The organism is Blastococcus sp. SYSU D00669 (assembly GCF_054050715.1).
In genome coordinates this window covers 130,888-154,251 of the sequence record NZ_JBJGZV010000006.1, presented here as the reverse complement: position 1 = coordinate 154,251, position 23,364 = coordinate 130,888, and the positions used below count along the sequence as shown (strand labels likewise).

20 protein-coding genes are annotated in these 23,364 nt (G+C 75.1%); 9 read left to right on the top strand and 11 right to left on the bottom strand.

Annotated elements, in window-relative coordinates; all coding sequences use genetic code 11:
• Positions 1-90: 90 nt before the first annotated feature.
• The 5 genes from ACI8AF_RS06875 to ACI8AF_RS06855 all read right to left on the bottom strand — a co-directional run bounded on the left by ACI8AF_RS06875 (position 91) and on the right by ACI8AF_RS06855 (position 6,888).
• Positions 91-1,527 (bottom strand): aldehyde dehydrogenase family protein, encoded by a 1,437-nt coding sequence (locus ACI8AF_RS06875; RefSeq protein WP_456538938.1) that lies wholly within the window; start codon positions 1,525-1,527, stop codon positions 91-93.
• A 143-nt stretch (positions 1,528-1,670) separates the two neighbouring features.
• Positions 1,671-3,347: a N,N-dimethylformamidase beta subunit family domain-containing protein gene (locus ACI8AF_RS06870; RefSeq protein ID WP_456538937.1), complete on the bottom strand. Its 1,677-nt coding sequence runs from the start codon at positions 3,345-3,347 to the stop codon at positions 1,671-1,673.
• Between the two features lie 11 nt (positions 3,348-3,358).
• The gene (locus tag ACI8AF_RS06865; RefSeq protein WP_456538936.1) at positions 3,359-4,744 is read right to left on the bottom strand and encodes an APC family permease; all 1,386 of its coding nucleotides are present in this window, start codon (positions 4,742-4,744) and stop codon (positions 3,359-3,361) included.
• A gap of 243 nt (positions 4,745-4,987) precedes the next feature.
• Positions 4,988-6,493, bottom strand: a complete 1,506-nt coding sequence (locus ACI8AF_RS06860; RefSeq protein WP_456538935.1) for a PucR family transcriptional regulator — start codon at positions 6,491-6,493, stop codon at positions 4,988-4,990.
• Between the two features lie 20 nt (positions 6,494-6,513).
• Complete coding sequence (locus tag ACI8AF_RS06855; RefSeq protein WP_456538934.1) at positions 6,514-6,888, bottom strand: cupin domain-containing protein; 375 nt, start codon at positions 6,886-6,888, stop codon at positions 6,514-6,516.
• Positions 6,889-7,073: 185 nt separating this feature from the next.
• On the opposite strand from ACI8AF_RS06855, the gene speB reads away from it, so the two are divergent.
• Both speB and ACI8AF_RS06845 read left to right on the top strand, forming a co-directional pair.
• A complete protein-coding gene (speB, locus tag ACI8AF_RS06850) occupies positions 7,074-8,051 on the top strand; it encodes an agmatinase (protein ID WP_456538933.1) in 978 nt (325 codons plus the stop codon).
• Positions 8,048-9,508 carry a gamma-aminobutyraldehyde dehydrogenase gene (locus tag ACI8AF_RS06845; RefSeq protein ID WP_456538932.1) on the top strand — a complete coding sequence of 487 codons (1,461 nt, stop codon included), beginning with the start codon at positions 8,048-8,050 and terminating at the stop codon, positions 9,506-9,508. The genes speB and ACI8AF_RS06845 overlap by 4 nt, the downstream gene beginning before the upstream one ends.
• A 7-nt stretch (positions 9,509-9,515) precedes the next feature.
• On the opposite strand, the gene ACI8AF_RS06840 is transcribed toward ACI8AF_RS06845, so the two are convergent.
• Both ACI8AF_RS06840 and ACI8AF_RS06835 read right to left on the bottom strand, forming a co-directional pair.
• A complete protein-coding gene (locus ACI8AF_RS06840) occupies positions 9,516-11,126 on the bottom strand; it encodes an amidohydrolase (protein ID WP_456538931.1) in 1,611 nt (536 codons plus the stop codon).
• Positions 11,123-12,613, bottom strand: a complete 1,491-nt coding sequence (locus ACI8AF_RS06835) for an APC family permease (RefSeq protein WP_456538930.1) — start codon at positions 12,611-12,613, stop codon at positions 11,123-11,125. The genes ACI8AF_RS06840 and ACI8AF_RS06835 overlap by 4 nt, the downstream gene beginning before the upstream one ends.
• A 122-nt stretch (positions 12,614-12,735) precedes the next feature.
• On the opposite strand from ACI8AF_RS06835, the gene ACI8AF_RS06830 reads away from it, so the two are divergent.
• Positions 12,736-13,347: a TetR/AcrR family transcriptional regulator gene (locus tag ACI8AF_RS06830; protein ID WP_456538929.1), complete on the top strand. Its 612-nt coding sequence runs from the start codon at positions 12,736-12,738 to the stop codon at positions 13,345-13,347.
• Here ACI8AF_RS06830 and kal read toward each other — a convergent pair whose 3' ends face one another.
• Together kal and ACI8AF_RS06820 are read right to left on the bottom strand one after the other, a co-directional pair.
• A complete protein-coding gene (kal, locus tag ACI8AF_RS06825; protein ID WP_456538928.1) occupies positions 13,348-13,764 on the bottom strand; it encodes a 3-aminobutyryl-CoA ammonia lyase in 417 nt (138 codons plus the stop codon).
• Entirely contained in the window at positions 13,761-15,818 is a 2,058-nt protein-coding gene (locus ACI8AF_RS06820; protein ID WP_456538927.1) for an acetate--CoA ligase family protein, read from the bottom strand. Before ACI8AF_RS06820 ends, kal begins: the two co-directional genes overlap by 4 nt.
• 115 nt (positions 15,819-15,933) lie before the next feature.
• On the opposite strand from ACI8AF_RS06820, the gene ACI8AF_RS06815 reads away from it, so the two are divergent.
• Together ACI8AF_RS06815 and ACI8AF_RS06810 are read left to right on the top strand one after the other, a co-directional pair.
• Complete coding sequence (locus ACI8AF_RS06815; RefSeq protein WP_456538926.1) at positions 15,934-16,923, top strand: oxidoreductase; 990 nt, start codon at positions 15,934-15,936, stop codon at positions 16,921-16,923.
• A gap of 38 nt (positions 16,924-16,961) precedes the next feature.
• Positions 16,962-18,515, top strand: coding sequence for a PucR family transcriptional regulator (locus tag ACI8AF_RS06810; RefSeq protein WP_456538943.1), 1,554 nt, complete (start codon positions 16,962-16,964; stop codon positions 18,513-18,515).
• A gap of 4 nt (positions 18,516-18,519) precedes the next feature.
• Here the strand turns inward: ACI8AF_RS06810 and ACI8AF_RS06805 are convergent, their stop codons facing one another.
• Complete coding sequence (locus ACI8AF_RS06805; RefSeq protein WP_456538925.1) at positions 18,520-20,040, bottom strand: MFS transporter; 1,521 nt, start codon at positions 20,038-20,040, stop codon at positions 18,520-18,522.
• Between the two features lie 79 nt (positions 20,041-20,119).
• On the opposite strand from ACI8AF_RS06805, the gene ACI8AF_RS06800 reads away from it, so the two are divergent.
• Genes ACI8AF_RS06800 through ACI8AF_RS06790 form a run of 3 tightly spaced genes read left to right on the top strand, consistent with a single transcriptional unit; the run spans position 20,120 to position 21,398 of the window.
• The gene (locus ACI8AF_RS06800) at positions 20,120-20,416 is read left to right on the top strand and encodes an ArsR/SmtB family transcription factor (RefSeq protein ID WP_456538924.1); all 297 of its coding nucleotides are present in this window, start codon (positions 20,120-20,122) and stop codon (positions 20,414-20,416) included.
• Entirely contained in the window at positions 20,413-20,805 is a 393-nt protein-coding gene (locus tag ACI8AF_RS06795; protein WP_456538923.1) for a VOC family protein, read from the top strand. The genes ACI8AF_RS06800 and ACI8AF_RS06795 overlap by 4 nt, the downstream gene beginning before the upstream one ends.
• A gap of 26 nt (positions 20,806-20,831) precedes the next feature.
• Positions 20,832-21,398 (top strand): TetR/AcrR family transcriptional regulator, encoded by a 567-nt coding sequence (locus ACI8AF_RS06790; protein ID WP_456538922.1) that lies wholly within the window; start codon positions 20,832-20,834, stop codon positions 21,396-21,398.
• 4 nt (positions 21,399-21,402) lie between these two features.
• On the opposite strand, the gene ACI8AF_RS06785 is transcribed toward ACI8AF_RS06790, so the two are convergent.
• The gene (locus ACI8AF_RS06785; protein WP_456538921.1) at positions 21,403-22,893 is read right to left on the bottom strand and encodes an aminobutyraldehyde dehydrogenase; all 1,491 of its coding nucleotides are present in this window, start codon (positions 22,891-22,893) and stop codon (positions 21,403-21,405) included.
• 117 nt (positions 22,894-23,010) lie between these two features.
• Here ACI8AF_RS06785 and ACI8AF_RS06780 point away from each other — a divergent pair, with 117 nt between their 5' ends.
• Positions 23,011-23,364 (top strand): cupin domain-containing protein, encoded by a 354-nt coding sequence (locus tag ACI8AF_RS06780; protein WP_456538920.1) that lies wholly within the window; start codon positions 23,011-23,013, stop codon positions 23,362-23,364.

Sequence of the window (23,364 nt, the reverse complement as noted above, 5' to 3'; positions counted from 1 at the left end):
GCTCAGGCGGGGTTCCTATGGGAAGAACCCCGCCTGAGCGCACTCCGTCGCGCCGGCCGTCGAGCGAGGGCGACGCCGGTAGCCGCGGCGCTACACCTCGATGCCGGTGAGGACGAGGACGCGCTCCTCGGTGAGGTCCTCCATGGCGGCGTGCACGCCCTCGCGGCCGGTGCCGGAGTCCTTGAGCCCGCCGTAGGGCATCTGGTCGGCGCGGAAGCTGGGCACGTCGCCGACCACCACGCCGCCGACCTCGAGCTCGCGGGCGGCGCGGAAGGCCAGCTGCAGGTCGCCGGTGAACACGCCGGCCTGCAGGCCGAAGCGGCTGTCGTTCACCCGCGCGAACGCCTCGTCGACCGAGTCGACGACGTCGAGCACGACGACCGGGCCGAACACCTCCTCGCAGGCCACCTTGGCGTCGGCCGGGACGCCGGTGAGCACGGTGGGCGCGTACGCGGCGCCGTCGCGCACCCCGCCGGTGAGCAGCCGTGCGCCGGCGGCGACCGCCTCGTCGACCCAGCTCTCCACCCGGCAGGCGGCGGCCTCGTCGATCAGCGGGCCGACGTCGGTCGCGTCGTCGGCGGGCTCCCCGGTGACCAGTTTCTGCACCGCCTCGACCACCCGGTCGGTGAGCACGTCGGCGACGGCGCGGTGGGCGAACACCCGCTGCACCGAGATGCAGGACTGGCCGGCCTGGTACATCGCGAAGGTGGCGATCCGGGAGGCGGCGTACGCCAGCGCGTCGTCGTCCTGGTCGGGTGCGACGACGACGGCGGCGTTGCCGCCGAGCTCGAGGGTGACGTGCTTGCGCGGGACGGCGTCGCGGATCGACCAGCCGACCGGCACCGAGCCGGTGAACGAGACCACCGGCAGCCGCGGGTCGCGAACCAGCTCGGCGGCGACCTCGTTGGTCACCGGCAGCACCGACCAGGCGCCGGCGGGCAGCTCGGTCTCGGCCAGGATCTCGCCGAGCAGCAGCGCCGACAGCGGCGTGGCCGGGGCCGGCTTGAGCACGATCGGCGCGCCGACCGCGATCGCCGGGGCGACCTTGTGCGCGACCAGGTTCAGCGGGAAGTTGAACGGCGCGATCCCGAGCACCGGTCCGCGCGGCGCTCGGCGGACCAGCGCCAGCCGGCCGGTCGCGGCGGGGTCGGTGTCCAGCCGCTGCAGCGAGCCCGACCACCGGCGCGCCTCCTCGGCGCCCCACCGGAAGGTGGAGACCGCGCGGGCGACCTCCAGTCGCGCCCACTTCAGCGGCTTGCCCGACTCGGCGGTGATGAGCGCGGCGATCTCCTCTCCGCGCTCGGCCAACCGCCGGGAGACGTGGTCCAGCGCCGCGGCGCGGACGTGCGCGGGGGTCGCGGCGCAGGCGGCCCGGGCCTCGTGCGCGGCGGTGACCGCGGCCTCGACGTCCGCGGCGCTCGCCAGGGTGGTCCGGCCGGCCACCCGGCCGTCGTGCGGCGAGTTGATCTCGAGGACGTCGGCGGCGGAGCGCGGCGCGCCGGCGACCCAGTAGGGCGTCGTGGACATGCGTCCTCCTCGGACAGGAGCAGGGTTCGGCCCGACGCTGCCCGACGGCGCGGCCGCCGGGAAGGTGCCGGTCCGTCCACCGGGGCCGGTGCGGATGGCCGGTCCCGCCACGAACAGGTCGGCTGATCGTGGCGGGACCCGGCTCACGGCCGACCGCGACCCAGGAGCTCCTGGGCTGATCCTCGGGACGCGTAGCGCGTCAGGACGTTGCGGGTGATCTGCTCGGTGAACTCGTCGTGCAGGCGCAGCCCGTTGACCCATTCGGTCGTCCCGGCGCAGAAGACGTCCCCGAGGCCACGGGTGAAGGTCGCGACCATGCCCGCCCCGTAGGACTCACCGGTGAACCGGTCCGGCACGGGGTCGAAGAGCGCTTCGGTCAGCCCGCGCACCTCGTCGATGGGTGCACCGAGCGGGACCTGCCCCTGCCAGCGGTCCTCCTCCCCGAAGACGGCCGGGCACATCGCGATGATCTCCAGGTCGTCCGGAGCGCCGTCAGCACCGGTCGGGAACGGCAGCCCCCGCCGGAACGTGTAGTCGCATCCGTCCAGCTCGAAGGCGGCCACGCACACCGGAGTGCCGCCGAACACGTCCCCGTAACCGAGGTCCGTGCCCTCGAAAGCCCAGTGCCGGGGCCGGTGGACGGTGAACCCGCCGCTCGACCGCGACACGGCGGAGCCGTAGCGGTTGTAGACACCGGCCATGCCGGTGAGCCCCATGGTGAGCGCGCCCGGCCGCCCGATCGCCGGCCAGTCCCACGCCGTGGTGACCCTGGTCGGGTCCACCTCGTAGAGCGGGTCGTCGGTCGGCACCTTGTAGTTCACCTGGACCGAAGCGTCCTCCTCCAGCCGCACCTGCCAGAGGAAGTTGCCGCCGAAGCGAGCCACGTGGCCGCCGGCGTCGACGAAGGCGTCGACGGTGTCGCGCATCTCCGCCGTCCAGTACTCGTCGTGACCGACGAAGATCGCGCATGCGTAGGGGGCGAGCGATCCGGGGTCGAGGTGCAGGTCGTGCTGCGTCAGCACGTCGAGCACGAAGCCCTCCCGCTCGGCCCACAGGGCGAACGGTCGCTCGTAGGTGGCCCAGAAGGCATCGGCGTGGTGCCGGGAGTAGCCGTGGGTGTGGGCCCACTCGTAGGCCGGGTGGCGAGGGAGCTCGCCGCGCGCCGGGGTGTGCGGGTTCGAGCTGCGCGGCGCGTCGTCCGGCTTGCGGATCATCCCGCGGGCGATCGGACGCAACGTCGACAGGCGCGGACTCATCACGTCGGTGTACGGATCGTCCCCGAGACCGCGGTACGAGTTGGCGCCGCCCCAGTCGTTGTAGGCGGTCATCGTGCTGGTCGACAGCACGAGGACGTACGGTGTCCGCTCTCCCGGGTCGGCGTTGCGGACGACCAGGAAGTGCTCCCGCTCGTGCCTGCGACCGTCCACCTCCACCGCGATGACCAGCAGGTAGAAGCCGGGCTCCCAGTCCGGGGACACCGGGATGGTCGTCGCCACCGGCCACCCGCACCCCACGGCGTACGCGTCGGCCGGCGTGGGATGGGCGCGACCCGGCAGGGCGTCGGCGGTCCACACCACCTGCGGCGCGACACCGTCGCGGACGAGCGTCAACGAGTAGCTCGCGGCCGTCGTGTGCGTGTGGACCTGCACCTGCTCACCGGGCGAGTACGTCCACCGGTCGGTGTAGCACCACGCCTCGATCCCACCCGCGCCCGGACGCTCCACGGCGAACCCGGGGATGGACCAAGCGTAGCGCGGGGACGGTGAGGGTCCGGCGGGCCGGCCGGTGGTCGTCACCGGCGTGGGCAGCTGATCGGTCATCGGTCTCCTCATCAGCGGGTGGCCGCCCCGGAAGCCTCGTCGTCCGTGGTCGCCGCGAGCGGGCGGGCGGACCGTCCGCGGACCGCCCCTACCACCGCCGCCACGACCAGCGGGGCGATGATCAGCGCGTTGCCGGCGCCGCCGAGCGCGGTGAGCAGGCCCATGTTGTCGACCGCCAGCCACAGGACGACGGCGAGGGCCAGCGCGGCGAGAGCGGGGGCGACCAGCCGGGTCCAGGTGTTCTCGCCCTGCGGGCTGCGGGAGAACCAGCGGATGACGGCGATGCTCGTGGCGATCTGGAGGGCGAGGACGGCGAACAGGGTGGGCGTGTTCGTCCAGATGACCACCTGGGTGTACGGATCGAGGCTGGAGATGCCGAACGCGATGAGCGCGACCGTCACCAGACCGCCCTGCACGAGCACCGCCTGCCTCGGGCTGCCGGACGGGCCGGTCGAGTGGAGCGCTGCGGGGAGCAGCCCCCGCCGGGACATGGAGAAGAGGTAGCGGGACCCGGCGTTCTGCAGGGCGAGGACGCCGGCCACGAAGCTGGTGATCACCAGCGCCTCCATGACCCGCGTGGACCAGGGGGACACGTACTCGCTGTTGAGGGCGAACACCACCTGCGCCGGGTCGGCGCCGAGCGCGGGGAACAACTGCGATGGCCCGACGGCCATGAGGATGGTGAAGGCGGCCAGCACGTAGATCACCGTGAGCACCGCGACGGCCAGGAAGGTGGCCCGGCGCACGGTGCGCCGGGGGTCGGTCGCCTCTTCGCTGTAGACAGCGGTCTGCTCGAAGCCGATGAAGACCAGGAAGGTGACGAGGAACGTCGCGCCGAGGACCGGCACCTCCCAGGTGCTCGGGTCGAAGGCCGCGAACGGCGCTCCCTCCGGTCCGCCCTGGACCCACACCGCGACGGCGAAGACCGCGAGGACCCCGATCTCCAGCAGCAGGAGCACCGCGGCGACGCGGGCTCCCACGTTGATGCGTGCGTAGGAGATGCCGGCGACGGCAACGGCGATCACGACGGCGCAGACGCCCCACGGGACGGAGATGGTCGTGTGCGTCTCGAGGAACAAGGACGCGAAGAACCCGGCCGCCGCGGCGAACCCGATCTGGCCCAGCGTGTAGCCGACCCAGGCCACCATCGCCGCCGCCCCGCCGGTCGTGCGACCGAGCCCCTTCTCGATGTAGGCGGAGAAGGCGCCGGCATCGGTGACGTGGCGGCTCATCGCCGTGAAGCCCACCGCGAACAGCGCGTACACCAGACCGGCGATGACGAACGCCGCGGGCAGCAACGTCCCGCCGACCAGGAAGCCGAGCGGCAGGAACCCCGCGGACACGGTCAGCGGCGCGGCGGCCGCGACGACGAAGAAGACCAGGTGACGTGCGCTCACGGCGTTGCGACGGAGCGCGCGCTGCGGCTGGGGATCGGTGTCCACGGCGGGCCGCGTGGCGCTCGCGGCGGGTCCGTGGGACCTGTTGCGCGAATTCGTCTCGGTCATCGTCTCTCCGGGGGAGGTCGACCCGACAGCGGTCGGGTTGGTCAGGCGGCGTGCCTGGCGGCAGCCAGGACGCTAGGGACCGGCACTCGACCGCCGACATTGGACGAACCGGACAATCTGGGGGCGGGAGCTGACCTATTCGCCCAACGGCGGGGTCTGCTCGGGGGTCGGCTCGTCTCGAGCGCCCGTCCACGAGAGGGCGAACCAGAGCTCCATCCGCGTATGCGCATCGGTGAGGTCGACGGCGAGCAGCTGCTCGACCTGCGCGATGCGGTGACGCACGGTGTTCCGGTGGACCCCGAGGGCGACCGCCGTGCGATCCCAGCTGCCGTGGTGCGCCAGCCAGGTGCGCAGCGTCGGCAGCAGGTGGGGCGCGCGGGTGCCGGGCACCTGCAGCGGGGCGAGGAGGGCGCGGCTGAACGCCCCGGCGCGCCCCGGGTCGACGGTCGCCGCCAGCCCGGCCCGCTCAGCACTGTCCACCAGGGAGGCGTCCCGGAGGTCGGCCAGGACGGCTGCGCGGCGTGCCTCGTCGAGGGCCGTCCCGAGGTCGCCCCAGCCGTGCACGCCGCTGATCCCGGCCGTCACGTCCGTGGCCCCCAACGCCGCCTCCAGCCGCGCGGCGTCGGCTCCGGCGTCGAGCAGGATCAGCACCTCGCCGCCTCGGACCACGACGAAGGGGGTCCGCAGCGCCCTGGACAGGTCACGGGCCACCAGCGCGTCGGCCTCCGGTCCTGTGCGGCGGGCGCGTCCGGCGACGACTCGCCATACCGTTGCCGGCCCGCCGGACACCTCCCCGAACCGGGACGGCGCCTCGTCGGGCGCGAGCACGGCGGTGAGCGCCGCCGCCCCGAGATCACCGGCCGACCACTCGGGCTCGGGATCGCTGAACAGCAGCGACAGCGCCGAGGCGGCGACACCGATGATCGCTCGCTCCACCACACCGAACGGGCCGGTGCCGCCGACCGCGAGGGCGTAGCCCGACCGCACCGGGCCGGACAGCCACTGGACCTCGACGCGCTCCCCCGGCCGGTCCAGGGCGGCGCTGGTCGGCGTCGTGGCGCGGGCGACCCGGTCCAGCTCGGCCAGCACCGCGGGGCTGGGATCGGCCGCGCCGGCCGTCCAGTGCAGGCCGACGTTGCGGTCGACGAGCACCACCCAGCCGCCCACGGCGACGGCCAGCCGTTCCACCACGCTGCGGATGGGGGCCGAACCCGTAGCCGCCTGGATCAGCGCCTGCTGGGCGTCCGACAACCGTTTCAGCCCGCGGGTCTCCGCGGCCGCGAGCTCCTGGTACAGAAGTTCGCTGACGGCGAGGAACGGGACCGCGGCCGGTACCTCGAGCAGGGCGAGGGCGTGCTCGGCGCAGGCCTCGACCAGTTCGGGCGGTACCACGTCGAAGATCGGCGTCAGCCCCACACCCAGGCCGGCGATCCCCGCCCGGACCAGCGACCGGACGTAGGACCGGCAGTCGGCGAGGTCGAGATTGGTGCCGGCGAGCAGCAGGAGTTCGCCGCCCCGCAGGAACGGCGTCGGGTCGCGCAGCTCGCTGACGTGCACCCACCGCACGTCCCGGTCGAGGCCGGCGCCCGTCACGAGCACGGGGAGGCCCAACCGCTCGGCGAAGTCTCGGAGCTGCAGCACGGGAGCAGGCTAGGTGGGTCTCACCGGCTCACGGCCACGAACACCTTGGCCGACGGTTCCACGGTCACCCAGTCGCCGGCCAGGCCCTGGGGGACGAAGAAGGCCTCGCCGGCACCGAACTCCTTGCGGCGACCCGTCTGGTCGACCACGGCCACGCGGCCCTTCAGCACGACGCAGATCTCGTCGTAGGGCCAGGCGTCGAAGCGGACCGCGCCCGGCTCACCGGTCCAGAAGCCGCCGAAGTACGACTCGGCGTCGCCACCGAACACGCGGTGCTCGACCTCTTCCCAGCGTGCGGAGAGCACGTGGTAGCCGTCCACGGGTGGCGCGACCGTCGTTCCCGCTCCCGCGGAGACGGGGACGACGTCGTCGATCGTGAGTGCAGTCGCGGGCACGGTCTTCTCCTCATCCTCCCGGTGGGTGATCCGGGTCCTGCGCACACCCTGCGACCCCGTATCCGCTCCTCGAACGGCCGGACCCTCCAATTCCGGGACGGCTGGTTGGACGAACCATCCAATGGGTTCGCGTCGAGCAGTGGGATTGCATGGGCCGTCTGCCCTGCTCCCGAGGAGACCCCCGCATGTTCGAGCCCCCGCAGCGCGTCGTCGCCGACGGCCGCGTCGGCCCCGTGGACGCCAGCCTCGTCCCCCGCTTCGCCGGCCCGGCGACCTTCGCGCGGCTGCCGCGCATCGACGAGGTGGGCGACGTGGACGTCGCCGTCGTGGGCGTGCCGTTCGACGCCGGGGTCAGCTACCGGCCGGGTGCCCGGTTCGGGCCGGCCCACGTCCGCGAGTCCTCTCGGCTGCTGCGTCCGTGGAACCCGGCGGTCGGCGTCGCGCCCTTCGCCGGCCAGCAGGTGGCCGACGCCGGGGACGTCGCGGTCAACCCGTTCTCCATCCCCGAGGCCGTGAAGTCGATCGAACTGGCCGCCGACGCCGCCCTGGAGCGGGCCCGCCGGCTGCTGACCATCGGCGGCGACCACACCATCGCGCTGCCACTGCTGCGCTCGCTGGCCCGCCGGCACGGCCCGGTCGCGGTCGTCCACTTCGATGCGCACCTCGACACGTGGGACACCTACTTCGGCGCCGCGGAGACCCACGGCACGCCGTTCCGCCGGGCGGCCGAGGAGGGGCTGATCGACTCCTCCGCCTGCCTGCACGTCGGCACCCGAGGCCCGCTGTACTCCGCCGAGGACCTGGTGCAGGACGCGGAGCTCGGTTTCCAGGTGGTGCCGGCGACGGAGATGGACCAGCTGGGCACCGCCGGGGTGATCGAGCGCATCCGGGCACGGGTGCAGGACCGACCCGTGTACGTCTCGGTCGACATCGACGTGCTCGACCCCGCGTTCGCCCCGGGCACCGGGACGCCGGAGGCCGGTGGTCTGCTCAGCCGCGAGCTGCTGGCGATCCTGCGGGCCTTCGCCGGGTGCGACCTGGTGGGCGCGGACGTGGTCGAGGTGGCGCCCGCCTACGACCACGCCGAGATCACCGGGGTCGCGGCCGCGCACGTGGGTTACGAGCTGCTGTCGGCCATGGCGCTGACCGGGCGGCGCGCATGAGCACCGATCCCCTGACCGACCGGCACGACGTCCTCAACGTCGTCGACGGGAAGGCCGTCCCCGCGTCCTCCGGCCGCACGAGCGAGCTGGTCGACCCCTCGACGGGCGAGACCTTCGGCACCGCACCCGTCTCCGGGCCCGAGGACGTCGAAGCGGCATGCGCTGCCGCGGCGCGCGCGTTCGAGAGCTGGCGCGACACCACCCCGGCGCAGCGCCAGCTGGCGCTGCTGCGGATCGCCGACGCGCTCGAGAGGCGGGCCGACGAGTTCGTCCGGGTGGAGGCGCGCAACACGGGCAAGCCGCTCGGGCTGACCGGCACCGAGGAGCTGCCGCCGATCGTCGACCAGATCCGGTTCTTCGCCGGCGCCGCGCGCGTGCTGGAGGGGCGCTCGGCCGGCGAGTACCTGCCCGGCCACACCTCGGTGATCCGGCGCGAGCCCGTCGGGGTCTGCGCGCAGATCACGCCGTGGAACTACCCGCTGATGATGGCGGTCTGGAAGTGGGCTCCGGCGGTCGCGGCGGGCAACACCGTCGTGCTCAAGCCCTCGGACACCACCCCCGCGAGCACGGTGCTGATGGCCGAGCTGCTGGGCGAGTTCCTGCCACCCGGGGTGGTCAACGTCGTCTGCGGCGACCGTGAGACCGGCCGGGCGCTGGTCGACTCACCTGTCCCGCAGATGGTGTCGATCACCGGCTCGGTCCGCGCCGGGATGCAGGTGGCCGGGCAGGCGGCGCGCGACCTGAAGCGCGTGCACCTGGAGCTCGGGGGCAAGGCGCCGGTCGTCGTGTTCGACGACGCCGACGTCGAGGCGGCCGCGGAGACGATCGCGGCCGCGGGGTTCTTCAACGCGGGCCAGGACTGCACCGCGGCGACGCGGGTGCTCGTCGCGCCGGGTGTCCACGACGAGCTCGCCGCCGCGCTCGCGGAGCAGGCCCGCGCCCTGCCGGTGGGGCGGCCGGCCGATCCGGACGTCGCGATGGGGCCGGTCAACAACGCCGGGCAGCTGGCCGCCGTCCAGGGGTTCCTGTCCCGGCTGCCCGACCACGCCGACGTCCTGGCCGGGGGGCACCGGCTCGACGGCGAGCTGGCGCCGGGCTTCTTCCACGCCCCGACCGTCGTCGGGGCGCTGCGCCAGGACGACGAGATCGTCCAGGACGAGGTCTTCGGGCCCGTGATCACGGTGCAGCGGTTCACCGACGAGGACCAGGCGGTGGCCTGGGCCAACGGGGTGCGCTACGGCCTGGCGTCGAGCGTGTGGACCCGCGACCACAGCCGGGCGATGCGCCTGGCCCGACGCCTCGACTTCGGCTGCGTCTGGATCAACACCCACGCCCCCCTGGTGGCCGAGATGCCGCACGGCGGCTTCAAGCACTCCGGCCACGGCAAGGACCTGTCGATGTACGGGTTCGAGGACTACACCCGGATCAAGCACGTGATGAGCGCCCTGGACCGGTGACCCCGGGTCACCCGTCGGCGGGGGCGCCCCGGTGCACGACCGCGCCGTCCACCACGGTCAGCGCGATGGGGGCGTCGGCCAGCTCGTCGGGGTCGGCGCGCAGCGGGTCGACGGCGAAGGCGGTCAGGTCGGCCCGCATCCTCACCGCGATCCGCCCGGCCCGCTCGGCCGCGACGTCGGCCGCCTGGCTGGTGTACCCCTGCAGCGCCATGAGCGGCGTCAGGCCCTGGTGCGGCTGCACCGGGGGGACGTCGGGCTCCCCCGCCGGCCGGCGCAGCTGCGCGTCGGCCAGCACCCGGCGCGGGTCGAACGGCGCCACCGGCCAGTCGGAGCCGAGCACCAGCGGCACCCCGGCCTCGCGCAGGTCGCGGCACCGCCAGGCGCGGTCGGCCCGCTCGTCGCCCAGCCGCACCGACCAGTTGTCGGTGTGGTCGGCGCGGGTGAAGTGGGTGCAGTGCGTGGGCTGCATGCTGGCCACCACGCCCTGGCGGAGGAACCGGCCGATCAGCGGGGTGGGCAGCGTCTCGATGTGCTCGATCCGGTGCGGCGCCGCGCCGCGGGGCAGCCCGTCGAGCGCGTCGAGGGCGTGCCGGACGGCGGCGTCGCCGATCGCGTGCGTCGCGGTCGGCACGCCCGCCGCGGCCAGCGCGCGGACGGCGGCGGTGTAGGCGTCGGGGTCGGGCCAGAAGCTCTCGGTCGACTCGCCCAGCGCGTCGGGGTGCTCCAGCCACGCGGTGCCGTTGTCGATCGTGCCGTCGACCATGAACTTCACCCCGCCGACCGACCACCGGCGGCCGCCGCGGCCCTGCAGGTCGACGAGCTCGGCGAGGCCGTCGGCGTCCACGCCGGGCAGGCACCACGGCGCGAACCGCAGCCGCAGCGGCAGCTCGCCGCCGTCCTCGGCCGCGGCGACGACGGCCCGGCTGTCGCCGAGCAGGTCCATGACGTGCCCGCCGGTGAGCCCGGTGGCCGCCATCGCGGCGAGCAGGGCACGCAGCTGGGCGGCGCGCACCGGCACCGGGTCGAGCGGGATGACCTCCTGGACCAGCTCCATTGCGGCCGACTCGAGCAGCAGCCCGGTGGGGCGGCCGGCGTCGTCGCAGACCACGCTCGAGCGCTGGGCGAACGACCGCGGCCCGTCGACCCCGGCGAGCGCCAGGGCGCGCCCGGTGGCCAGGGCCGAGTGCGCGTCGAAGAGCCGGACGAACGCCGGGCGCCCGTCGACCGCCGCCTCGACGGGCGAGGCGGTGACCGGGCTGCCGCCGAAGACGTTGGGGTCGAGCCCCCAGCCCTGCACCCACTCCTCCGGTCCGCGCCCCTCGGCCGCGGCGGCCAGCAGGGCGTGCACCTCGTCGAGGGAGCGGGCCCGGGAGAGGTCGACGTCGGCGGTCAGCTGCAGACCCATCACCGGGTGCATGTGGCCGTCGGTCAGCCCGGGGGTGAGGACGGCGTCGCCGAGGTCGAGCACCTCGGTGCGCGGGCCGCGCCAGTCGCGGACGTCGTCCCGGCCACCGGTGGCGACGACGGCGCCGTCGGCGATCGCGACCGCCTGCACGGGGCGGGCGCCCTCGGTGAGGGTGTGGACGGTGTCGGCGCAGAGGACGAGGTCGGCGGTCACGCGGCGGCCGCCTCGCGCGCGGGGGCCGCCTCGACGTCCTGCCCCTCGCCGATCCGGGCGAACGTGGCGGGCCGGCTGCGGCGCAGCCACGCCGCCAGGGCCAGCCCGACCAGGAGCGTGGCCGGGACGATGCCCACGAGCACCGCGTTGACGCCGGCCGACGAGGCGGTGATGAGCTCGACGTTGTCGACCGTGACGTAGAGGGCGACGGCGAGGAGCACCGTGCTGCCGACCGCCGCGCCGACGGTGGTCGGCGAGCCCGCGGCCGGGTTGCGGCGCACGAAGTAGACGGCCGTGGCGATCGCCGTGAGCAGCATGAGGACGAAGATGCCGACCGCACCGGGGGTGTTCACCCACAGCAGCAGGCGGGTGTACGGGTCGGCGCCGGCCGCGGCGAAGGCCAGGACGACGACGGCGGCGAGCACCGACTGCACGACGCCGGCGCGGTAGGGCGACCCGAACCGCGGGTGGGTGGTGCCGAACCGGGCGGGGAGGACGCCGTCCTTCGCCAGGGCGAACGCGTAGCGGTTGATCGCGTTGTGGAACGCCAGCTGCGAGGCGTAGACGCTGGTGATGATCAGCAGCGACATGAGCGTCGAGGCCCAGGGGCCGACGTAGGTCTCGATGGCGGTGAAGAACATGCCGGCCAGGTCGCCGCCGGCCGCTGCCTGCGCCCGGTCGCTGCCGAACGCCTGCACGACGGCCCAGACGATGAACGCGTAGGTCACCGCCATGCCGACGATCGCGATGTAGGTCGCCCGCGGGACCGTCCGCTGGGGGTCGCGGGCCTCCCGGCGGTAGATCGCGGTGGACTCGAAGCCGATGAACGCGGCGAACGCGAAGGCCAGCGCCGCGCCCATGCCGGGGCTGAAGACGGCGTCGGCGGTGAACGAGGCACCGTCCAGCCCGGACGCGCCGCCCTGGAAGACCACGGCGAAGGCCAGCAGCAGGAGGATGCCGGTCTCCAGCACGAGCAGCAGGCCCAGCACCTTGGCGCCGACGTCGATGCCGGTCCAGCCCACGAGGAAGACCAGCGCGATCGCGACCAGGGCGATCACCGGCCAGGGGACGTCGATGCCGAACAGGTCGGCCAGCGTGGCCTGCGTCTGCACGGCGAGCAGCCCGTACACGCCGATCTGGATGGCGTTGTACGACATGAGCGCCAGCAGCGCGGCGGCCAGTCCCCACGCCTTGCCGAGGCCCTTGGCGACGTAGGCGTAGAAGGCGCCGGCGCTGCCGACGTGCTTGGTCATCCGGGTGAAGGCGACCGCGAAGACGGCGAGCACGAGGCCGGCGAACAGGTACGCCACGGGCGCCCCGATGCCGCCGATCAGGATCGCGAGCGGGGCGATCCCGGCGAGGATCGTCAGCGGCGCGGCTGCCGCCACGACCATGAAGACGATGCTCCCGGTGCCCAGGACGCCGGGCTTGAGGTGGCCGTCGCCGGGGGCGCGCGCAGGGTCCGTCGCGGGGTGCTGTGTGGTCACGGGGGTCCTCTCGCGGCCGGGCTCCGGCCTTAACCGAATGACGTTCGGTTAGGATGGGTGAGGCGCGCCACAGCGTCAAGCACGACTTTGCGAGGATTCGGCATCCGGGAGGTGGGGGGACCGTGGTCCAGCGACGGAAGCGCCTGCTCGACGTCGAGATGATCGTCGACGCGGCGGTGGCGTGCGTGGACGAGCAGGGCCGGCTGACCATGGGCGACCTCGCGGCCCGGCTCGGCAGCAGCGCGTCCTCGATCTACCACCACGTCCAGGGGCGGGCCGGGATCATCGAGCTGGTCCGCGAACGGCTCGCCGCGAAGGTCGCCCTGCCGCCCCTGGACGACAGCGACTGGGGCGCGCAGGTGACCGCGTGGATGCGCTCCTACCGGCGGTCGCTGGCCGAGCACCCCACGCTGATCCCGCTGCTCATCGAGCAGCCGATGACCGCGGCGTCGGCCCTGCAGGGGTACGACCGGGTCGCGGCCGTGCTGGCCGCGGCCGGGTTCCCCGCGGACGAGGTCATCCTCTGGATCACCGTGCTCGACTGCTACGCGGTCGGCGCGGCGCTCGAGATCGCCTCACCGGTGGACGTCTGGCTGAGCGGTGCCGGCGACACGCCGGCGCTCGACGCCGCCGTGCAGGCCGGGCCCCGGGGCGCCACCCGCACCGACGCGGCCTTCGAGCGCGGCCTCGCCGCGCTCATCGCGGGGATGCGGGCCCAGCTGCCGGTGGCCTGATCAGGCGGCCCGGCCCCTGCCGCGCGGGCCGCGGCTGTTCTTCGCGGGGACGACGGTGGTGCCCACGGCGCGGACGACGACCACCGGCTCGTCGAGCACGTCGGCGCCCGACGGGGTGTCGTCGTAGCGGGAGGCGATCACCTTGCGCGCCTCCAGCGCCACGGTGCGGCTGGTGGTGCCGATCCGGGTGACGGTGCCGGTGACCTCGAGGAAGTCGCCGGCGTACACCGGCGCCAGGAACTCGATCCTGTCGTAGCCGACGAACAGGCCCTCGTCGCCGTCGGTGATGATCGCGACCTCGGTGACGACGTCCCCGAACAGCTTCAGCACGCGGGCGCCCTCGACGAGGTTGCCGCCGTAGTGGGCCTCCTCCTGGCCGATGCGGACGCGCAGCGTGCTGACGATGGGCTCGCTCATGGCTCGGTTCCTCCGGGGGTGGTGGTCAGGGCGGCGTCGACCGCGACCGCCCGGTCGCGGCCCACGATCACGGGGTTGACGTCGACGGCGCCGACGCGGTCGTCGGCGCCCAGGGCGCTCACGGCGCACAGCGCCCGGACGACGCCGTCGGCGTGCAGCGCGCCGCCGCGGGCGGCGGCGATCATCCGGCCGACGCGGCTGCGGTCGAGGAAGTCGCGGGCGGCCGGCTCGTCGAGCGCGCCCACGTGGACGTCGACGACGTCGAGGTGCTCGGTCCACACCCCGCCGAGGCCGACCAGCACGGTGGGGCCGAAGACCGGGTCGCGGGTGAGGCCGACGAGGACCTCCAGATCGCCGCGCACCTGCTCGGCGACCAGCAGGTCGAGGGCGAGGCCGCGCTCCGCCGCCCGGGCGAGCATCCGGCCGGCCTCGGCGGCCACCTCGGCGGCCGTGCCCAGCCCCACGCGGACCAGCCCGACGTCGGTCTTGTGCAGCAGGCCGTCGGCGACGCCCTTGAGCACCACCGGCCCACCCAGCTCGGCGAACGCGGCGGCGGCCTCCTCCGGCGTCGCCACCCGGCGGGTGCGCGGCACGTCGACCCCGTGCGCGGCCAGCGCGGCGAGCACCTCCTCCTCGGTGCGCGGCACCTCCGCGAGCGGGACGGCCGGCGACGGCGGCGCGGGGCGCACCTCGGGCCGGCTCCCGAGCGCGGCGAGCGCGGCCAGGGCGGGCCGGGCGCCGCGCAGCAGCGGGATCCGCGCCGCGGCGCAGAAGGCCGCGAGTCCGTCGGGCGGGTCCTGGGCGGCCGGGCTGAGCAGCACCGGCACGGTCGCGGTTCCGGCGACCGCCTCGCGCAGCGTCTTGGCGAGGAACAGCCCGAGGTCCTTCTCGTAGGCCCCGGCGGTCCGCTGCTGGTCGATGCCGACGACGAGCAGGTCGCCGCCCTCCCCGGCCAGCGCGCGCAGCGCCGCCGGGTAGATCACCTCGTGGTCGTCGGCGCCCCACGGGTCCATCGGGTTGCGCGGGGCGAACAGCGGCCACCGCCCGGTCAGCCGGGCCGCGGCGCCGTCGCCCAGGCGGGGCAGTTCCAGGCCGACGTCGTCGGCGAGGTCGGCCAGCAGGTTGGCCTCGCCGCCGGAGTTGGTGACCACGTGCGCGCGGCGGCCCGCGATGCGCCGCCGGGTGCCGAGCACCTCCCCGAGGGCCATCAGCTCGTCGAGGTCGTGCGCGAGGACGACGCCGGCCTGGGCCAGCGCCGCCGCCGTCGTCCGGGCGGCGCCGGCCAGCCGGCCCGAGTGGGCCTGCACGCCCTCCTGGGCGGTGGCCGACCGGCCGACCACGCAGGCGGCCACGGTCTTGCCGGCCTCGGCCAGCTCGCGGCAGGCGGCCAGCAGCGCGCCGGCGTCGTCGACCGCCTCGACGAAGGCGAGCACCGCCGTCGTCTCGGGGTCGGCGGCGAAGAACCGCAGGTGGTCCGGCAGCTCGAGCACGGCCTCGCTGCCGGAGGAGACCGCCGTCGACAGCGGCACGCGCGGCCCGGCGTTGACGAACGCCTCGACCACCGCGCCGCTCTGGGCCACCAGCCCGACGGTCCCCCGCCGCAGCTCCGGCCCGACCGTGCCGATGTAGGGCGCCGCTCCGGTGACCAGGTCGAGCACACCCATGCAGTTGGGGCCGAAGACGGCGAGGTCGTGCCCGGCGCGCAGCCGGCGCAGCTCGCGCACCAGCTCGCGGGCGACGTCGCCGGAGTCGGTCGCCCCGGCACCGGGGACGACGAAGGTGCGCACCCCGGCGGCCAGCCCCTCCTCCACCACGCCCAGCACGCGGTCGGCGCGCACCTGGACGAGCGCGGCGTCGACCGGCTCGTCGAGGTCGGCCAGGCTCGGCACCGCCGGCACGCCCGCCACCTCGGCGTACTTCGGGGTCACGGCCACCAGCCGACCGGGGAAGCCCAGGTTCCGGCAGTTCTCCAGGGCGATGCGGCCGACGAAGCTCGACGGGGAGGCGCCGACGACGGCCAGCGAGCGCGGCCGGTACCGGACGGCGAAGGACATGCGGCCAGCCTGCTGTCCCCCGGTGCCGGGACGGGGCGACGTTCTGTCGGGATCCGCCGCGATCGGCGGACACGGTGCCGCTCCGGGTGCGCCGCCGCCCGCGCAGGATCGTGGCATGACGTCCCCGGTGCGTGCCCTGGTCGCCGACGCCTCCGGAGAGGAGGCCCGCCTCGAGCTGCGCCAGCTGCCCGCCGACGAGCTCGGCGACGGCGACGTGCTGGTCGCCGTCTCGTGGTCGAGCGTGAACTACAAGGACGGCCTCGCCTCCCGCAAGGACGGCAAGGTGGCCCGGATCGACCCGCTGGTGCCGGGCATCGACCTGGCCGGCACCGTCGTCGAACCCGGCTCCTCCGGCCTCGCGGCGGGAACGCCGGTCCTGGTGCACGGCTACGACCTCGGCGTCGCGCACCACGGCGGCTACGCCGAGCTCGCGCGGGTGCCCGCCGGCTGGGTGGTGCCGCTTCCCGAGGGGCTGACCGGGCGGCAGGCGATGACCCTGGGCACCGCCGGTTTCACCGCGGCGCTCAGCGTGGTGGCGCTCGAGGAGCACGGGCTCGCCCCCGGCACCGGGCCGGTGCTGGTGACCGGCGCCACCGGCGGGGTGGGCAGCGTGGCGATGTCGATCCTGGCCGCCCGCGGGTACGAGGTGACGGCGGTGACCGGCAAGGCGGACGCCGCCGACTGGCTGCGCTCGCTCGGCGCCGCCGCTGTGCTCGACCGGTCGGCACTGGACCCGAAGCGCCCGCTGCAGAAGGAGACGTGGGCCGGGGCCGTCGACTGCGTGGGTGGGGAGACGCTCGCCGCCGTCCTGGCCTCGCTGCGCTACGGCGCCGCGGTGGCCGCGTCGGGCAACACGGGCGGGTTCGCGCTGCCGACCACGGTGTTCCCGTTCATCCTGCGCGGGGTCGCCCTGCTGGGGATCGACTCGGTGCAGTGCCCGATCGACCGCCGCCGCGCGGTGTGGGCGCGGCTGGCCGACGACCTGCGTCCCCCCGTGCTCGACGAGCTCGCCACCGACGAGGTCCCGCTGGACGGCGTCCCGGCCGCGCTGGAGCGGCTCCTCGCCGGCGGCGCCCGCGGCCGCACGCTGGTGAAGGTCTCCTGACCCCGGAGGCCGCTCCGTACGCTCCGGGCGTGGCCAGCATGACCGTGCGCGAGGCGCTGGCCGTGCCGGTCCTGCGCGCGGCCGGTCCGGTGGTGCTGGCCGGCGCGGCCGGGCTCGACCGGCCGGTGCGCTGGGTGCACACCACCGAGCTGGTCGACATCGCGCCCCTGCTGCGCGGCGGCGACCTGGTGCTGAGCACCGGTATCGCGCTGCCCGACGCCCCCGGCGACCTCACCGCGTTCGCGGAGAGCCTCGACGGGAGCGAGGCGGCGGGGCTGGTCATCGAGCTCGGCCGGCGCTGGCGGGAGGTGCCGGCGGCGCTGGTCGAGGCCTGCGAGCGGCTGGGCCTGCCGCTGGTCGCGCTCGCCCGCGAGGTGCGGTTCGCGGCGGTGGCGCAGGCGGTCGGTGAGCGGATCGTCGACGAGCAGCTCACCGAGCTGCGCGAGGCGCAGCGGGTGCACGAGGTGTTCACCGAGCTGAGCGTCGCCGAGGCGGGCCCGCCCGAGGTCCTGCAGGCGGTGCAGCGGCTGGCCGGCGCCGCCGTCGTGCTGGAGGACGCGCAGCACCGGGTCGTCGACCACCTGCCCGGCCCCGGCGACACGGCCGCCTTCCTCGCCGACTGGGCGGCCCGCTCGCGCGCCGTCGTCCTGGACGGGCGGACGGGGTGGGACGAGGCCAACGGCTGGCTGGTGACACGCGTCGGTCGGCCCGACCGCGGCTGGGGGCGGCTGGTCATCGAGTCGCCGTTCCGCCCGGCGCAGCGCCTCGTGGCGACGGCGGAGCGGGCGGCGGCGGCCCTGGCGCTGCACCGGCTGCACGACCGGCAGCGGGACGGCCTGGTGCGCCGCACCCACCACGAACTGCTGCTCCGGCTGCTCGCCGACCCCGGCTCCCCCGACGTGCAGCGGCGCTGCGAGCTGGCCGGCGTCCCGCTGGCCCGCCGCCGGCTCGTCGGGCTGGCCGTGCGGCCGGCGGGCGGGCAGGTCGACGCCGTGGTGGCCGCGGTCGTGCACGCCGCCCACGAGCTCCGGCTGGCCGCGCTCGTCGCCGAGGTCGACGACGCGGTGCGGGTGCTGCTCTCCCTGGGGCCGGCCACCGACGACCTCCGCACCACCGACGACCTGGCCGGCCGGGTGCAGCGGCGGGCAGCGGTCGTGGTGGGCGCCGGCCGGGCGGTGGAGCGCGTCGGGGAGGTCGACCGGACCCTGCGCGAGGCGCTGCACGTGCTCGACTCGGTGCGCCCCGGGGCACGCGAGCGGACCGTGCACCGGCTGGAGGACGTGCACCTGCGCGGGCTGCTCACCATGCTCGCCGACGACGACCGGCTCCGGCTGTTCGCCGCCCGCGAGCTCGACCCGCTGCGCGAGCACGACGCCCGCTGGCAGACCGGCCTGCTCGACACCGTGCGCGCGCTCGTCCGCTCCCCCGGCAGCAAGTCCGACGCGGCGGCCGCGCTGCACGTGTCCCGCTCGGCGTTCTACGACCGGCTCGCCAAGGTGGAGCAGGTGCTCGGCGTCGACCTCGACGACCCCGACGTCCTCGTCTCGCTGCACGTCGCCGTCCTCGCCGACGAGGTGCTCGGCGGCGCGTGACGCCTCAGGCGTGCGGCGTGCGCGTGCGGGTCGACGGGATGACCCGCCACGCCGTGACGGCCGCGACCCCGAGCAGCACCGCGGCGCCGACGGACGTGACCTGCATGGCCCAGGTGAACGACTCCCGGGCGGTGGTCAGCGCCGCCTCGTCCAGCACCTCGCCGGCGCGGGCCAGCGACTCCCGCGCCGCGCCGCCGACGTCCGCGGGCAGGTGCGCGCGGTAGAGCACGGTCTGCAGCGAGCCGAGCAGGGCGATGCCGAGGGCCGCGCCGAGCTCGTAGGAGGTCTCCGACAGCGCGGACGCCGTCCCGGCGCGGTGCGGCGGCACCGAGCCGACGGCGGCGTCGGTGCTCAGCGTGAACGCGAGGCCGAACCCGGCGCCGAGCACCAGCAGCGCGACGGCGAGCCATGCGTAGCCGGGCAGCGACTCGGCGCCGGCCAGGGCCAGCATGCCGGCCGCCGACAGGCCGAGACCCAGCCCGATGGCGCGGCCGAGGCCGGCCCGGGCGACCAGCGGGCCGACCACGAGGAGGACGCCCAGCGAGGCGAGCGTGAGCGGCAGCTCCCGCACGCCGGCCTCCAGCGCGGTGTGCCCGCGCACCAGCTGCAGGTACTGGGAGAAGAAGAACAGCAGCCCCATGAGCGCGACCAGCGCGATCAGCTGGCTGGCCAGGGCGCCGGAGAACGCGCGGTTGGCGAACAGGCGGAGGTCGACCAGCGGCGACGGGACGCGCCGCTGCCGCCGCACGAACAGCACCGCCGTCAGCACGCCGAGCACCGCCGTCGCGCCGGCGACCGGCGTCGGGCCGTGCCCGACGACCTCCTTGACCGCGTACACGGCGGCCAGGACGGCGACCACCGACTGGACCGCGCCGAGGACGTCGAGCCGCCCGGGCCGCGGGTCGCGCGACTCCGGCAGCAGGAACCAGCCGCCGACCAGCAGCACGGCGACGACCGGCAGGTTGACCAGGAAGACCGAGCCCCACCAGAAGTGCTCCAGCAGCACCCCGCCGACCAGCGGGCCGAGCACCGCACCGCCGGAGGCCGCCGCGCTCCACAGCGCGATCGCCCGGGTGCGCTGCCGCGCGACCGGGAAGAGGTTGCGGATCAGCGACAGCGTCGAGGGCATGAGCGTCGCCCCGGCGATGCCCAGGGCGGCCCGGGCGGCGATCAGCGTGGCCGGGTCCGGCGCGAAGGCCGCCACGGCGGACGCGACGCCGAAGGCCGCGCTGCCGACGAGCAGCACCCGCTTGCGCCCGAACCGGTCGGCCAGCCCGCCCATGAGCACCAGCAGCCCGGCGAGCGCGAAGCCGTAGACGTCGCCGATCCACAGCAGCTCGCCGGCGGTCGGTCGCAGGTCGGCGGTCAGCGCCGGCACCGCGAGGGCGAGCACCGTGCCGTCGACGGCCAGCAGCACCACGGCGAGGACGAGCACCGCCAGCGCCGCCCACTCGCGGGGGCCGGCCGGGCGGAGCTCCTCCTCGGGGGTGGCCGGCACGTCGGGCGGTCGGACGGTGGCGCTCATGGTCGAGTAGCGTACCGACCAGACGGTTCGTTAGCTACTCCCTTGACAGGCAAGTGTCCGCTTGCCTATAACGGTGCGCGTGGAGGCCGACCCCGAGCTGTTCAAGGCCCTGGGTGACGCGACCCGACGCACCATCCTCGACGAGCTGACCGACAAGGACGGTCAGACGCTGTTCGAGATCTGCACCCGGTTGACCATGAAGCACGGCCTGGGCTCCTCCCGCCAGGCCATCTCGCAGCACCTCGCCGTGCTCGAGGAGGCCGGTCTGGTGCACACCCGCCGGCAGGGCCGGTACAAGATCCACCACATCGACACGGGCCCGTTGCGCTCGATCGTCGAGCGGTGGCCCATCGACCGAGAGGCTCCGAACCCGTGATCCGGATCAACGTCGCCAGCGTGTTCGTCGACGACCAGGCCAAGGCGCTGGCCTTCTACACCGAGAAGCTCGGCTTCGTGAAGAAGACCGACGTGCCCGCCGGCGACTACCGCTGGCTCACCGTGGTCTCCCCCGCCGCCCCGGACGGCGTCGAGCTGCTGCTGGAGCCCGACGGCCACCCGGCGGCCCGCCCGTTCAAGGAGGCGCTGGTGGCCGACGGCATCCCGTTCACGCAGTTCGCCGTCGACGACGTCCACGCCGAGGTCGAGCGGCTGAAGGGGCTGGGCGTGGAGTTCACCCAGGAGGCCACCGACCTGGGACCGGTGGTGGTCGCCGTGCTCGACGACACGTGCGGCAACCTGATCCAGCTCGCCACCATGAAGCAGTAGCCGCTCGAGAGCCGAGGAGGTACGGGGTGCCGGGACCGCTGCGCGACGCCGCACGGACGCGCCGGGCGCTGCTCGACGCCGCCGCGCGCGCGGTGCTCGTCCACGGCGCCGGCGTCAGCCTGGACGCGGTCGCCCGCGAGGCCGGCGTGTCCAAGGGCGGCCTGATGCACCACTTCCGGAGCAAGGACGAGCTGCTCGGCGCGCTCGCCGACGACCTCTTCGAGCGGTTCGCCCGGGCCGTCGACGACCGGGTCGACCCGGACGACGACGCGCCCGGGCGGCGGCTGCGCGCCTACGTGCGCGTCACCTTCGACGACCTCGAGCAGCGCGGCGACGCCGTGGAGCTGGCCACCCTCCTGGCCACGCTCGGCTCGTTCCCCGAGGCCGCGCGGCTGTCGCAGGAGCGCTACCGCCGCTGGAACCAGACGCTGGCCGAGGACGGCGTCGACCCGCAGCGCGTCGTCGTGGTGCTGCGCGCCTGCGACGGCGCCTCGATCGCCCCGCTGTTCGAGGGGCCGCTCGACCCCGACGAGCTGGCCACCACCCGCGACCTGCTGCTCGCGCTCACCCGCGGCGAGGGCCCGCTGGCCTGACCCCTCACCGCGTCCGGAAGACGGTGTCCTGCCACTCCTTGTGCGCCAGCCCCGTGATGTCGCTGGCCACGTGCTTGACCTGCGTGTACTCGTCGAACGAGTACACGCTCATGTCCTTGCCGTAGCCGGAGCCCTTGGCGCCGCCGTGCGGCATCTCCGAGACGATCGGGATGTGGTCGTTGATCCAGACGGTCCCCGCCACCAGTTCGCGGCTCGCCCGCTGGGCGCGGAACACGTCGCGGGTCCACGCCGAGGCGGCCAGCCCGTAGGGGACGTCGTTGGCCAGCGCGAGCCCCTCGTCGTCGGTGTCGAACGGGAGCGCGACCAGCACCGGGCCGAACACCTCGTCCTGCACGATCTCGCTGCGCTGGTCGGCTCCGACCAGCAGCGTGGGCTCGTAGTAGGCGCCGGCGGCCAGCTCCCCGCCCGGGACGCGCCCGCCGGTCACCGCCTTGGCACCGTCGCGCACCGCGCGGTCGACCATCGCGGCGACCTTGTCGCGCTGCCGGAAGGAGGCCAGCGGCCCCTGGTCGGTGTCCCCGTCGCGGGTCGGACCGAGCCGCACCGACCCCATCAGGTCGGCGACCCCGGCGACGAAGTCGTCGAACACCGACCGGTGCACGTAGGCGCGGGTGGCGGCGGTGCAGTCCTGCCCGCTGTTGATCAGCGACCCGGCCACCGCGCCGCGGACGGCGGCGTGCAGGTCGGCGTCGTCGAAGACGACGAACGGCGCCTTGCCGCCCAGCTCGAGGTGCAGCCGGGTGCCGTTGGCCGCGGCCAGCGCGGCGATGTGCCGGCCGACGGCGGTGGACCCGGTGAACGACGTCATCGCGATCCGCGGACTGCCCACCAGGGCCTCGCCGGTGAGCGGACCCGGGCCGACGACGACGTTGAGCACACCGGCCGGCAAGCCGGCGCGGGCGGCGGCCTCGGCCAGCAGCAGCGTGGTGAGCGGCGTGGTCTCGGCCGGCTTGAGCACGACCGCGTTGCCGGCGGCGACGGCCGGCAGCACCTTCCACACCGCCATCTGCAGGGGGTAGTTCCACGGCGCGATCGACCCGACCACACCGACCGGCTCGCGGCGGATCGTCGAGGTGTGCGTGCCCGACCACTCGGCGGCCGCCATGCCGTCGAGCCGCCGGGTGGCGCCGGCGAAGAACGCGACGTTGTCGATCGAGCCGGGGACGTCGAACTCGCGGGAGAGGCGGATCGGCTTGCCGGCCTGCGCGGTCTCGGCCTGCGCCAGCTCCTCGGCCACGGCCTCGAGCTCGGCGGCCAGGCGCAGCAGCACCGCCGACCGCTCGGCCGGGGTGGCGCCGGCCCAGCCGGGCAGCGCGGCCGCGGCGGCGTCGATCGCCCGCTCGACGTCGGCCGGCGTGTCCGCCCGGTAGGTCCAGAGCACCTCGCCGGTCGACGGGTCGACGACCTGCTGCTCCGGGCCGCCGCCCGTGCCGTACGTGCCGTCGATCCAGTGGCTGCCGGCGGGGATCTCCATGGCGGCATCCTGCCCGCCGCGCCCGCGCCGGCGGCGCGACAGACCGTCGGGACCGCGGCGCGGGACCGGTCGTTCCGTCGCGGGGCACGGGCCGCGGACGCGCGAGACTGACCGGCCGTGACCACTCCCCCCACCGCCGCCGACCGGCTGCTCGCCGCCGACGCCGCGACCGAGCCGCTGGGCCCGCTGCCGCTCGATCCCGCCTCCGTGCTCGCCGGCGAGCCCACCACCGCGCTGCGCCCGCTCGGTGCGCTCGGCGCCGCCGAGGTGGGGATCTGGGAACTCACCGCGGGCACGGTGACCGACGTCGAGGGCGACGAGGTCTTCGTCGTCGTCGCCGGCCGCGGCACCGTCACCTTCGCCGACGGGTCCGCCGTGGCTCTGCGGCCCGGCGCCGTCGTCCGCCTGCACGCGGGTGACCGCACGACGTGGGAGGTTGCCGAGCCCCTGCGCAAGGTCTACCTGGCCTGA

Excerpts from the sequence above, each read along its gene's own strand:
- ACI8AF_RS06810 (WP_456538943.1), top strand. The coding sequence starts at position 16,962 with ATGACCGTGCGCGAGGCGCTGGCCGTGCCGGTCCTGCGCGCGGCCGGT.
- ACI8AF_RS06815 (WP_456538926.1), top strand. The coding sequence starts at position 15,934 with ATGACGTCCCCGGTGCGTGCCCTGGTCGCCGACGCCTCCGGAGAGGAG.
- ACI8AF_RS06875 (WP_456538938.1), bottom strand. The coding sequence starts at position 1,527 with ATGTCCACGACGCCCTACTGGGTCGCCGGCGCGCCGCGCTCCGCCGCC.
- ACI8AF_RS06870 (WP_456538937.1), bottom strand. The coding sequence starts at position 3,347 with ATGACCGATCAGCTGCCCACGCCGGTGACGACCACCGGCCGGCCCGCC.
- ACI8AF_RS06820 (WP_456538927.1), bottom strand. The coding sequence starts at position 15,818 with ATGTCCTTCGCCGTCCGGTACCGGCCGCGCTCGCTGGCCGTCGTCGGC.
- ACI8AF_RS06845 (WP_456538932.1), top strand. The coding sequence starts at position 8,048 with ATGAGCACCGATCCCCTGACCGACCGGCACGACGTCCTCAACGTCGTC.
- ACI8AF_RS06785 (WP_456538921.1), bottom strand. The coding sequence starts at position 22,893 with ATGGAGATCCCCGCCGGCAGCCACTGGATCGACGGCACGTACGGCACG.
- ACI8AF_RS06805 (WP_456538925.1), bottom strand. The coding sequence starts at position 20,040 with ATGAGCGCCACCGTCCGACCGCCCGACGTGCCGGCCACCCCCGAGGAG.
- kal (WP_456538928.1), bottom strand. The coding sequence starts at position 13,764 with ATGAGCGAGCCCATCGTCAGCACGCTGCGCGTCCGCATCGGCCAGGAG.
- speB (WP_456538933.1), top strand. The coding sequence starts at position 7,074 with ATGTTCGAGCCCCCGCAGCGCGTCGTCGCCGACGGCCGCGTCGGCCCC.